Origin of the sequence: Acinetobacter sp. MF4642, from assembly GCF_002018925.1 — a bacterium.
Classification (GTDB): domain Bacteria; phylum Pseudomonadota; class Gammaproteobacteria; order Pseudomonadales; family Moraxellaceae; genus Acinetobacter; species Acinetobacter johnsonii.
This window is the reverse complement of record NZ_MVON01000017.1, coordinates 58,790-69,881: the sequence shown is the minus strand read 5'-3', so window position 1 is coordinate 69,881 and position 11,092 is coordinate 58,790. Positions and strand designations below refer to the sequence as shown.

The window sequence follows — 11,092 nt, the reverse complement described above, 5'->3', positions numbered from 1 at the left end:
CCTGCCGCCAGCGTTCAATCTGAGCCATGATCAAACTCTTCAGTTAAAAATCATTAGTAGCTTATGGCTACAAATCTTGGCTCATCAATTTTCTGACAAATATTTCTCAAATAAACTTCGAGTAATTTTTACCTTCAATCAATGAAATATTTTCGATCGATCAATCAGTAAAAATCCACACAAGTTGTTCTTCATAATCTCTTAATGATCTTCTTACTGATTCGTCATCAGCAAGCTAGGTCGGCTATACTACTCTCTTTCAAGAAGAAGTCAACTGGTTTTGTTAATTATTTTCAAACTTATTCAAGACTTTCAGATTCTACCGCTTGGGCTAAATCCTTGTTTCTCAACAAGTTTTAATCAACATCACCGCCGATGGATGTGCATTCTACAGTATTTCCAAACCAACACAACCCCCTTTTCTCAATTATTTATAAAAAAACTTCCACTTGTTTATTTATTCAGCAAAATGTCGCTTTTTTCTTATTTTTTGAGTGAAAAGGGAACAATTTCTCCAATTTCATTTCGATTTTTTTCTTGCGATTTTTTTTCTTGCCACTTTAATGCACGACAATCCACATATTCACAATAACCACTTTCGCCCTGTTCCTCATAATTACCCATTTTGAGTTGATATTTAAAGCTCCCCACATAACCCGCAGCTAAACCAAATTTAAAATCACCACGACTTTGCGCGCAAAGATGGATGTGATGTCCCTGCTCATCTTGATAATGCCATTCAAATTCTCGCGGCAAATACATTTTTTGCCCATTGGGGGTTTTCACAGCAGGGTAAACGCGATGAACTTGAAAGTGCACCATCCGATCAAACATATGGGTTTGTTGTTTGTGCAAATCACGTATATAGATACGTGACTGTACAATTCGATTAAACGAATCTCGAATTTGTTCTAACAATAACTGACGCTGATCTACTAGATTAATGACTTGATATGTGAAAAACGCTAAGGGTAAATAACTAAAGTCGATACTGCGCGCGTATTCAAAAGCTCCCAACTGATCAATGTCATAGCGCTGTTCTTTATAGTTAACTTCTCCCTGACATCGACACAATACAGACCAATGCTCAGCAAGACCAAAACGCAATTTGGTGAAATGTGAAATCAGTGGTGTTGTTGTTATTTCAATCTCAAAACTCAATTCTGTGTCTTTTCTTTGAATTTGAAATTTTGGGAACGCTCCCATGAGCTGTTCTTTATTGGCAAATTTAAATGTTTTTTCTTGAAATAAACATTCCGCAGAAATTGAATAGCGGTTCAGTTGCCCTGCCATATGTGGACTACTACTGGCCAATACGGTCGCAGTATCTAAGGGTGTAGTTCTGATTGCGCTGTTATTTCTAAACATGGGCGTATTGGGCTGACCAATCATGCTCAAAAAATTTAAATAATGTAATGGTGCAGGAAGATTGGGAATGGTTAAAGCTTGATGAATAATTTTATATTTTTTATTGGGTGGATGATAAGCAGGAAGTGACCGTGAAGGAGCCTGATTAAGTTGTTTAGACTGATCGAGAAAATCTTGAAACAACCACATATCATACTCCTTCTACATATCATTAACTCATGATGGGCTTTGCTGACGTCGTGCTAAAAACGTAGTAATAAAGCCAGATAATGCATAAATCAAGGAAATAACTAAAATACCCACAGGGATATTGTAAGTCATTGCAGCAAAAATAAAGACCGCGATAGGAAGGACAAAAAATGGAACGCGCTTACGATCTACCGTTTTAAACGAATAATATTTAATATTCGAAATCATGAGGAGGCCCACAGACACAATCACTGCTGCGCTAATGGCTTGAATCCCCCGCTCACGAATATCAAAAATTTCTGGGAAATCGAGTCCGACCCAAACCAATGAAATAATAATAATCGCAGCAAGTGGACTAGCTACACCAATAAAGTAACGCTTATCGACCACACCGATTTGCACATTAAAACGAGCTAGACGGAACGCAGCACAGGCAGTGTAGACAAAGCAACACGCTAAACCTATGCGACCGAGCGAATCCAAACTCCAGCTATACATCAAAATAGCGGGTGCAACGCCGAACGCCAATAGATCAGATAAAGAATCATACTGTTCACCAAAAGCACTCTGCGCACCAATGGCTCGTGCAACACGGCCATCTAAGCCATCCAACAACGCTGCCAAGAAAATGGCATAAATCGCTTGCTGGAAGTTGCCATTCATACTGGCAATGATGGAATAAAAGCCTGACAACAACGCTGCCGTTGTAATCAGGTTCGGCCACAAATAAATACCTCGACGTTTTACTTTTTGACCTTCCTGTGTGTGCTCTTCTTCTTCCACCTCGAAAGTAATCCCATCAAAAGTAGGCGTACTGCGGGGTGAAGATTCGCTTTCAGGTTTATTTATATTTGTCATTCTCTGTCGATCCTAATGTAGCCTTTTCTCTTATAGTCTATCTTTATTCGCCAACTAACCAACGAACAGCAGCATGACCACCATTTTCACTCATACGCAAGTGTGGGAATAACCATTGTAGCGATTCATCTGCATCTTCAGAAAACTTCCAAGGTGGGTTAATCACCAACAAACCACAACCATTTAAGCCCACTGGGGTATCATCTGGCCAAACACATACTTCACAGATCAACTGACGACGAATACCGGTTTTAATCATTTTCTTTTCAAAACGATCAATCATGGCGCGGTCTTTGATTGGATACCAAATTGCAAACACACCCGTTGGCCATTTTTTATATGCAGTCGCTATGAGATCAACCAATTGAGGGAAATCTTTACGCTCCACTTCGTAAGGTGGATCAATCATCACCAAACCGCGTTTTTCTTTGGGTGGAATAACGCCAAATAACCCTTCATAAGCATCGCGCTCATGTAAGCCCGCGCGTTTGTCACGAACGTTGTAATACAACTGTTGGAATACATCACGTTGCATTTCAAAAATGGTGGCTTTATCGATTTCGCGCATGCCTTCCAATGCAAACCACGGCGAACCTGGATAAGCGCCCTTACCTGAACCTTCACGCATTTTTTCAACAATTTTTAAATACTGCTGAACACCTTCAGGCGCATTACGCTTAATCGAGTCATCAAGTTTTACTAAACGGTGAATACCATTTAAGAACTCGCCCGACTTTTGTGCTTCTGAAGTCGATAAATCATATTTACCAGCACCGCCATGCGTATCAATATAACGATACGGTTTATCTTTTTGATTGAGGCGAGTCAAAATCTGAAGCAAAAGGACATGCTTCATGACATCTGCAAAGTTACCTGCATGGAAGTGGTGACGGTAATTCATGTTTCTATCATTCCTAAAATCAATGAGTATTTTAGCATGAAAAATAGTTTCGTTCAGATTGCTTTCATACACTAGAATAACCGTGGCTTTTCTTTGTCTTTTTTAGGTTAATGTAATGGAAGCAGTTCTTCTCCCAAAGTCTTGGAATGTTGATCAAATCCTAGATGATTTAGATCAACATGGTTTTGCCATCATTGATGACGCCTACTCTAATGACTATGTACATCAACTCATTGAAGAATGTACTTCGAACTTAAACCGCTTTCGTGAAGCCGCTATTCAAAACGGTGTCATCAGCAAGATCCGTAGTGATCACATTTTATGGCTCAATCCCGAACTCGTTATTTCCAATCAACATGTTCAAGCCCTTTATAGTTTGGGTCAGGAACTAAATCGTGCCTTTTATCTTGGTATTCGAGACGTCGAAGCACATTTTGCTTGCTATAACGCTGGCGAGTTTTATGCCCTACACCGTGATAATCCTCAAGGCAAAAATGGCCGCATGATTTCTACGGTTTATTATTTACACGAAGACTGGCAAGACGGTTGGGGCGGTGAACTTCATCTGCAAGATAAAAATGACATTTGGCATGTGCTACATCCCAAACCGAATCGTATTGCATTGTTTCAAAGTGACTTACTGCATGAGGTTTTAGAAGCCAAACATCAACGTTTATCGATTACTGGATGGTTACGGAGTGACAGTACAATCCTATGATTCAAGCAAAAAGACTTTAAATTGTAAGAAGTATCCTCATATACTGAACATCAATTGATGAGGATGTAACCGATGCGTGCCAGCAGTCAACAAATTATTCAGCGTATTGGTGAAACAGATCAACTCTACCTACAAGGCAATAGCCCTGAATTAGCACTTGAGCGTGCTGATTTGCGCTTACAGTTGGTCACACTAAGCCAACTACGTCAAGAGCAAGTCCACTTTTTACAAGAAGCGGTGGTATTACTTGAGCAAGGTCGAATTGAGTTTGAGGAAATGCCTCTGTCTTTGTACCTCAATTTGTCCTTGCACCTTGCTAAGGCTTATATGCTGTACTTTGAAATTACCAAAGAAGATCGCTTTGCGTTGATTACACAGCAAATTTTAAAACCACTGACCAGCTATGGTCTGGGCGATATTTACCTGTTTTTGGCCTATGCCTCGGTCAGTCGAAAAGAGTCAGCATTGGCACGACACTGGCTTGGTAAATATGCGAAAAGCACCGAGTTTGATTTCGTTTTACTGCGTGAACATGCCGCTTTTGTTGACCTTCATCAAGAAGATTGGTTTATCAAGCTGATGCAAAGTAAATTGCACTAAAATCTACAAATAAAAAAACGCCTGAAATCAGGCGTTTTTTTATGGGTCAATTCTACTATGTAAGTCGCGACGGCATAGGATCAATTTAAGCAGTTTGAAGTTTATAAGCATCAAGATGTAGCTGTTGATTGAGTTCATCAACCATAATCGCCCAATCATCATCTTGAACCAAATGACTGATTAATAGCGCACGTTGAGCGGAATTCCAAAACGGTGCGTCGTGTAAAGATTGATGAGCAGGAAGTTGATGCGTACGAATATATAACTCGATGGCAGCCGCACTATTGGCGAGTCCCAGTTGCGAAAATAAAAGCTCTAAGGATGGTTTATGTTGACTGAGCATCTCGGCCTCCTTATCAATACTATTGTCAATTATTATTGAATTAACTTATATGTATTTTCTAAAAAAACCTAGTCATAAAACTAGGTTTGTTGTTTCAATTTGTGATTATAAATGACACGAACCTGAAAGCGTATGTTCTGTATGCAATTGTTCATTTAACAGGTCGACCACCATTGCCCATTCATCATCTTTTTTCCAATTACTGATAATGAAGTCATGCTGTGCTTTTGACCAAAAGGGTGCTTTATGCAATGGAACGTCTGAAGTAAGTTGGTGTGTTTCAATAAACTGATCGATTGCTTCCGCACTCGCATCAAGCCCCAATTGTTCAAATAAAAGTTCTAAAGTCGGTTGTTGGTCAAACATCATTGTTCTCCTCAAGCTCTGATCATGCCCTTTTAGAATAAACCTTTGGCCATCTATGCTCAGTTGTATCTACATCACAGCATGTTATTTTTTGTTCAACACACCCCCATATAAAAAAAGCACCCCAAACGGAGTGCTTTTTCAAAACAGATCTTGAACAGATTAGTTTTTAATTATTTAAGCATGTCAGCAATTGCTGCGCGCTCTTCTTCAAGTTCTTGAAGAGTTTTGTCCATACGTTCACGGCTGAACGCATCGATTTCTAGGCCTTCAACACGTGTGTATTCGCCATTTTCGCAAGTTACAGGAACACCGTACATTACGCCTTCAGGAATACCATAAGAACCGTCAGAAGGAATACCCATCGTTACCCATTCGCCATTTGTGCCAAGAGCCCAATCGCGCATATGGTCGATCGCAGCGTTCGCAGCTGAAGCAGCTGAAGACAAACCACGCGCTTCGATAATCGCAGCACCACGTTTACCAACAGTTGGAAGGAATACATTCGCGTTCCAGTCAGCATCGTTGATTTTGTCTTTTAAGCTTTCGCCGTTTACAGTTGCAAAACGGTAGTCAGCATACATCGTTGGAGAGTGGTTACCCCAAACAGTCATGTTTTTGATGTCTGCTACAGCAACACCCGCTTTTTGAGCAATTTGAGTCAACGCACGGTTGTGGTCAAGACGTAACATTGCTGTGAAGTTTTTCGCTGGAAGATCTGGAGCAGATTTCATTGCGATGTAAGCATTTGTATTTGCAGGGTTACCTACAACAAGTACTTTAACGTCACGGCTAGCAACTTCGTTTAGTGCTTGACCTTGACCGATGAAGATTTCACCGTTCACTTTCAATAAGTCAGCACGTTCCATACCAGGACCACGTGGACGTGAACCAACCAATAACGCGTAGTCAGCATCTTTAAATGCAACTTTTGGATCATCAGTACCGATCATGCCAGCCAATAATGGGAAAGCACAGTCGTCTAATTCCATCATTACGCCTTTAAGCGCAGCTTGAGCTTTCTCAAAAGGAACTTCTAACAATTGCAGAATAACTGGTTGGTCTTTACCTAACATTTCGCCACTAGCGATACGGAATAATAGGCTATAACCGATTTGACCAGCAGCGCCAGTAACGGCAACGCGAACAGGTTGCTTCATGTACTTATCTCCATTTGAGGAACGTTATATGATTAAATAGCTGTTCTATCTAATCTTAATAATCATAAACGGCAAAGATTGTACTCCAATACTTTGGCAGATGCATGTAAAAGAGAATGAATTCCAACAAAAGTATGATAGGAAATATAAATTAATTTAAGGAAAGAGATTAGTAAGAACCCTTGATCGCAAAAGAATTTGGGCAGTTTTCTTGTATATTCTCTGCACAGCCTTTGTACTGACCATTGGGTTTATAACAAACTTTGACTTCGGTCAAAATATTGGTTTGACGGTGAGTACGACAGCTAAAACGTAACCCGCTTGCAGGCAGTCCAGGATTCAAACGTTGGAACTGTCCACGTAAGCTATGCAGTTGCGCGGTTTTATTTTCAGATGAAGTCAAATCTGCGGGGATTTTTAAACGTTCTGCATAATTAATCACGTTACGGAAATATTGACTGGCACTCATCGGCACACACCCCCCAATCTCTGCCCACAACTGACGACGTGCATGCTCATCGGGCATCACCCTAGCCACCACTTTAGTTTGAAGCGGAGACAATACAGCTGAAGACTTGGTCTGACACTCTCGTGTCGTAGTTTCAGGATACAAACCTGTGATATTGAGTGAATAACCTTCCAAACATTTCCGTTTCTTTGAGCCTTGGCTATCAAACAAACACACGGCAGGTGTCATTTGAACTTCCATCACATAGCCAAACACGGTCGGTGTCGCATGGGCTGATGTCGCAAAAAATCCCATAGCAATGCAGCTGCTGATCAATAGCAAAAGCTTTTGCGTTAAGACTGATTGGGATGACATCAAAACCATAAAATGCCTAGGCCTTTATCATTGACTTCTAAAAGGAATATTTTGCATGCGCTGGGTGATCGACTGCGGTCCTTGGCCAAGCAGCACACCATAATGGGTCGCATTACTCATGACATGCTTGACGTAATCGCGTGTTTCAGTCAGAGGAATACTTTCTGTGTATTGATCCGCCGCAATCGGCTGACTTTCAGGCTGCCAACGGCGCGCACGATTTGGCCCTGCATTATAACCTGCTGTGGCAAGTACAGGACTGTTGCTTAATTGGCTTTGAATCATGGACAAGTAGAATGTGCCATAACGTACATTGGTATTCATATCACTCAGTGCAGCAGGATTATAGGTTTCACCCATTTGTCTAGCGACCAGTTTTGCCGTATCTGGCATGATTTGCATCAAACCACCTGCCCCGACATGCGAACGTGCATGGGTAACAAATCGGCTTTCTTGGCGCATTAACCCATACGCCCATGCAGGATCTATGCCTGCATTGCGACTATGGCTGACCACATAGCTTTGATGCGGCATGGCATAACGATAACTGTAGTTATGCTGCTTGACGGTTCGATCGGCTGCATAGATCGCGCGGTCATACCATCCCATTTCTGTGGCACGTTTGGCAGCAGCCAAAATTAAGCCATCATCTTGTTTTAAATAAGCTTGTCGAACAGCCCAATTCCATTCACGGTTGACATAATTGTCTGGCGCATTGACGTTGCGCAGTGCAAAAGCACGGCTAAAGTGAATATCTTGACTCAAACGCTGCGCATCCGCATTGCTCGGTTGGGTATTGGCTGGAATCGTTTGATAACGCTGACCAATACGATCTTTTGCCAATAAGTTATGATAATCGTCACCTACTGACAATTTTTTGAAGATCTCGCGCGCCAGTGCTTTTGACTTTGCATCACCACGTTGTTCTGAAGCACGGGCTAACCAATATTGCCAGCGGTCTTCTTGTTTCTGCGTCACACTCATGCCATCAATGGCACGAATGACACTCTCCCATGCGCCGAAACGAATGGCTTGGCGTGCATAGATTTCAGCTTCTTCTTCACTCAGTGCTAAACCGTAGCTCCGATCGAAGGCTTGCAACACTTCCACATTAAAATTGTTTTTCATAACGGTTGTGCCACCGATATACCCCACGGCGCGGTACAACGCTTTTTGTACCGACTCAGGTGTACCCTCGGCAGCACGCTTTACCGACGCCAGTGCAGTATTTAGATCACTGTCGGCTAAACGGCCAATGGCATAAATTAAATATGCTTGATCTGCCGCCGACGCTTTCGGTGCGGACCATAGATAGTTCAGTGGATCGGCTTGAATGCTATTCAGCTGCGCCAAAGACAGATTCATGCCAATAGTTTGTGCAGTTGCAACTGCTTGACCTGACTGCCCTGCACGTAGCTGCGCCCATAAACGTTGTTGTTTGTCTTGTTCCGTCATCAGTGGACTAGACAACATCATGCGGCCTAGCCCTGTACAAGATTCAGGTTGTGAATTAGTGGTGAGCCAAACATCTTTATATTCGGCAAAAACCAAAGGGTCGCCTGACTTGGCACGGACTTGCGCCATGGCACAGCTTTCTGCGCGATCTGCATTGGACACATAGGCCAATACCAGCTGCGCGGAAGCAAAATCGGCCATTTTGACTTTTTCTTCGATGTAATCTGCTGCTAACTTCTCAGCCATGGCAGATTGCGGATAGCGCTGTGCAAATCCGACAATGTTCGCCGCAGGTTGCAATGCCAAATTACTGTTAAGCACCCAGTATTCAGGATAATAGCCCAACACATCACCCTGCATACTGCTTTGATATTGTTGTAATAAACCAACATTGCCTGCATTTGCTGCACGCAAGGCATCATTAAATTGTTCATCTGCGGCATGTGTCGCTGCAGATAGACCCAAGGCAGCCACACCCAACGCAAACACTTGATAATATTTATTCTGTAATCGTTTTAACATGGGTTTGCCTTCAGTCATCTTTGGATTGCCTAGTCTCGTCTCATCATTTTCATTAGTTTAATAACTCATAACAGACTCTATTGTTCTCTTATGTAACCTTATGATTAGACAATATTAATTTTCCTGCATTTTCACTTCACAAATCAATCTTTTTAGCTTCAGATTTAAAGCTATAAGTTTATTCAGATTTCCTGCTAAAATACGCGCCTTTCGTAGATTTCACATGGTGTTTGATCGACCTTTTTTGTCGCCAGCCAAGCTTTGCTTTCGCCGCCACAGATACCGATCAGGCACAAAAACCTAGATTTATCCCCCTTAGGAGCCTACATGACGGTTCAAACCTTCATTCCAAATGGTGCCCAAGCTGCCTCAGAAAACACTGTTACCCAGCCACAGCACACCCCAGCCATCGATGGATCAGTTAAAAAACTGTATATCGAAACGCAAGGGTGTCAGATGAATGAGTATGACAGTCACCGTATGGCAGACTTACTTGGCGACTCGCACGGTTATGTGCTGACCCAAGATCCGAAAGAAGCTGATATTCTACTCATGAATACCTGCTCGATTCGTGAAAAAGCCCAAGAAAAAGTGTTTTCTGAATTGGGTCGCTGGCGCAAGCTGAAAGACAAAAATCCAGACCTGATCATTGGTGTCGGTGGTTGTGTGGCCTCTCAAGAGGGTGACAACATTCAAAAACGTGCCAACTATGTCGACATGATTTTTGGCCCGCAAACCTTGCACCGCTTACCACAAATGCTGGATCAGCACTTTGATCAAATCGAAAAACCCAAGAAAGAAAAAATCAAATTGGTGGATATTTCTTTCCCAGACATTGAAAAATTCGACTTTTTACCTGAACCGCGTGTGGAAGGTTACAAGGCTTTTGTTTCAATTATGGAAGGTTGTTCAAAATATTGTTCATTCTGTGTAGTGCCCTACACCCGTGGTGAAGAAGTTTCTCGCCCGCTGGATGATGTTTTAGCAGAAATTGCCACCTTAGCCGAAAAAGGTGTCCGTGAGATTTCTTTGTTGGGCCAAAACGTCAATGGTTACCGCGGTGAAACGTTCGAAGGCAATATCTGTACTTTTGCAGACTTGTTACGTCTGGTTGCAGAAATTCCGGGGATTGGGCGTTTGCGCTACACCACCTCACATCCACTTGAGTTTAATGATGACTTAATTGAATGTTACCGTGATCTACCACAAATGGTATCGCATCTACATTTGCCCGTACAAAGCGGCTCAAACGATGTATTGCAAGCCATGAAGCGGAACCACACCATTGATGTGTATATCGACAAAATTGCCAAATTACGCAAAGTTCGTCCAGATATGCATTTATCAAGTGACTTCATCATTGGTTTCCCGGGTGAAACCGATGCGCACTTTGAAGAAACCTATCAATTCATCAAAGATATGGACTTCGACCATTCCTACAGTTTTGTCTATTCAAAACGTCCGGGTACACCTGCGTCTGATCTTGAGGACACCACCTCTGAAGACGTGAAAAAAGAACGCCTCAGTAAAGTTCAAAAATGGATCAAACGCTCAAGTATTGACAAGACCGATGCCATGCTCGGCACCATTCAACGCGTTTTGGTCGAGAAAGTTTCAGACAAAGATCCAAACCTACTGATTGGCACGGCGGATAACACTCGTTATGTGAGTTTTATTGGTGATGCAGCATGGGTCGGACGTTTCGCTGAAATCGAAGTGACAGAGATTAAAACTTTGAATTTTGTTTATGGTGAACTCTTGAATCTTGAGCCTGACGTGGCGTAATGTA

11 protein-coding genes are annotated in these 11,092 nt (G+C 42.1%); 3 read left to right on the top strand and 8 right to left on the bottom strand.

Annotated elements, in window-relative coordinates; all coding sequences use genetic code 11:
* Nucleotides 1-483: 483 nt before the first annotated feature.
* Genes MF4642_RS10665 through MF4642_RS10655 form a run of 3 tightly spaced genes read right to left on the bottom strand, consistent with a single transcriptional unit; the run spans nt 484 to nt 3,316 of the window.
* Nucleotides 484-1,557, bottom strand: a complete 1,074-nt coding sequence (locus MF4642_RS10665; protein WP_078426194.1) for a DUF6670 family protein — start codon at nt 1,555-1,557, stop codon at nt 484-486.
* A gap of 27 nt (nt 1,558-1,584) precedes the next feature.
* Nucleotides 1,585-2,415: a CDP-diacylglycerol--serine O-phosphatidyltransferase gene (gene pssA / locus MF4642_RS10660; protein WP_058870331.1), complete on the bottom strand. Its 831-nt coding sequence runs from the start codon at nt 2,413-2,415 to the stop codon at nt 1,585-1,587.
* A 43-nt stretch (nt 2,416-2,458) separates the two neighbouring features.
* A complete protein-coding gene (locus MF4642_RS10655) occupies nt 2,459-3,316 on the bottom strand; it encodes a 23S rRNA (adenine(2030)-N(6))-methyltransferase RlmJ (protein WP_078426193.1) in 858 nt (285 codons plus the stop codon).
* Nucleotides 3,317-3,431: 115 nt separating this feature from the next.
* On the opposite strand from MF4642_RS10655, the gene MF4642_RS10650 reads away from it, so the two are divergent.
* Together MF4642_RS10650 and MF4642_RS10645 are read left to right on the top strand one after the other, a co-directional pair.
* The gene (locus MF4642_RS10650) at nt 3,432-4,034 is read left to right on the top strand and encodes a 2OG-Fe(II) oxygenase (protein WP_078426192.1); all 603 of its coding nucleotides are present in this window, start codon (nt 3,432-3,434) and stop codon (nt 4,032-4,034) included.
* Nucleotides 4,035-4,106: 72 nt separating this feature from the next.
* A complete protein-coding gene (locus MF4642_RS10645) occupies nt 4,107-4,634 on the top strand; it encodes a hypothetical protein (RefSeq protein ID WP_078426191.1) in 528 nt (175 codons plus the stop codon).
* A gap of 85 nt (nt 4,635-4,719) precedes the next feature.
* On the opposite strand, the gene MF4642_RS10640 is transcribed toward MF4642_RS10645, so the two are convergent.
* The 5 genes from MF4642_RS10640 to MF4642_RS10620 all read right to left on the bottom strand — a co-directional run bounded on the left by MF4642_RS10640 (nt 4,720) and on the right by MF4642_RS10620 (nt 9,321).
* Nucleotides 4,720-4,977, bottom strand: coding sequence for a DUF2789 family protein (locus MF4642_RS10640; protein ID WP_004691219.1), 258 nt, complete (start codon nt 4,975-4,977; stop codon nt 4,720-4,722).
* A 105-nt stretch (nt 4,978-5,082) separates the two neighbouring features.
* Entirely contained in the window at nt 5,083-5,343 is a 261-nt protein-coding gene (locus tag MF4642_RS10635; RefSeq protein WP_004691222.1) for a DUF2789 family protein, read from the bottom strand.
* A 173-nt stretch (nt 5,344-5,516) separates the two neighbouring features.
* Entirely contained in the window at nt 5,517-6,503 is a 987-nt protein-coding gene (locus tag MF4642_RS10630) for a malate dehydrogenase (RefSeq protein WP_004691225.1), read from the bottom strand.
* A 169-nt stretch (nt 6,504-6,672) separates the two neighbouring features.
* Entirely contained in the window at nt 6,673-7,266 is a 594-nt protein-coding gene (locus tag MF4642_RS10625; protein ID WP_372239180.1) for a ribonuclease I, read from the bottom strand.
* Between the two features lie 87 nt (nt 7,267-7,353).
* Entirely contained in the window at nt 7,354-9,321 is a 1,968-nt protein-coding gene (locus tag MF4642_RS10620) for a lytic transglycosylase domain-containing protein (protein WP_078426189.1), read from the bottom strand.
* Nucleotides 9,322-9,630: 309 nt separating this feature from the next.
* On the opposite strand from MF4642_RS10620, the gene miaB reads away from it, so the two are divergent.
* Nucleotides 9,631-11,088 carry a tRNA (N6-isopentenyl adenosine(37)-C2)-methylthiotransferase MiaB gene (gene miaB / locus MF4642_RS10615; RefSeq protein ID WP_078426188.1) on the top strand — a complete coding sequence of 486 codons (1,458 nt, stop codon included), beginning with the start codon at nt 9,631-9,633 and terminating at the stop codon, nt 11,086-11,088.
* The last annotated feature ends 4 nt before the right edge of the window (nt 11,089-11,092 follow it).

Bases quoted from the DNA above. Each gene is read 5' to 3' on its own strand.
- MF4642_RS10665 (WP_078426194.1), bottom strand. From the start codon at position 1,557: ATGTGGTTGTTTCAAGATTTTCTCGATCAGTCTAAACAACTTAATCAG.
- pssA (WP_058870331.1), bottom strand. From the start codon at position 2,415: ATGACAAATATAAATAAACCTGAAAGCGAATCTTCACCCCGCAGTACG.
- MF4642_RS10655 (WP_078426193.1), bottom strand. From the start codon at position 3,316: ATGAATTACCGTCACCACTTCCATGCAGGTAACTTTGCAGATGTCATG.
- MF4642_RS10650 (WP_078426192.1), top strand. From the start codon at position 3,432: ATGGAAGCAGTTCTTCTCCCAAAGTCTTGGAATGTTGATCAAATCCTA.
- MF4642_RS10645 (WP_078426191.1), top strand. From the start codon at position 4,107: ATGCGTGCCAGCAGTCAACAAATTATTCAGCGTATTGGTGAAACAGAT.
- MF4642_RS10640 (WP_004691219.1), bottom strand. From the start codon at position 4,977: ATGCTCAGTCAACATAAACCATCCTTAGAGCTTTTATTTTCGCAACTG.
- MF4642_RS10635 (WP_004691222.1), bottom strand. From the start codon at position 5,343: ATGTTTGACCAACAACCGACTTTAGAACTTTTATTTGAACAATTGGGG.
- MF4642_RS10630 (WP_004691225.1), bottom strand. From the start codon at position 6,503: ATGAAGCAACCTGTTCGCGTTGCCGTTACTGGCGCTGCTGGTCAAATC.
- MF4642_RS10625 (WP_372239180.1), bottom strand. From the start codon at position 7,266: ATGGGATTTTTTGCGACATCAGCCCATGCGACACCGACCGTGTTTGGC.
- MF4642_RS10620 (WP_078426189.1), bottom strand. From the start codon at position 9,321: ATGACTGAAGGCAAACCCATGTTAAAACGATTACAGAATAAATATTAT.
- miaB (WP_078426188.1), top strand. From the start codon at position 9,631: ATGACGGTTCAAACCTTCATTCCAAATGGTGCCCAAGCTGCCTCAGAA.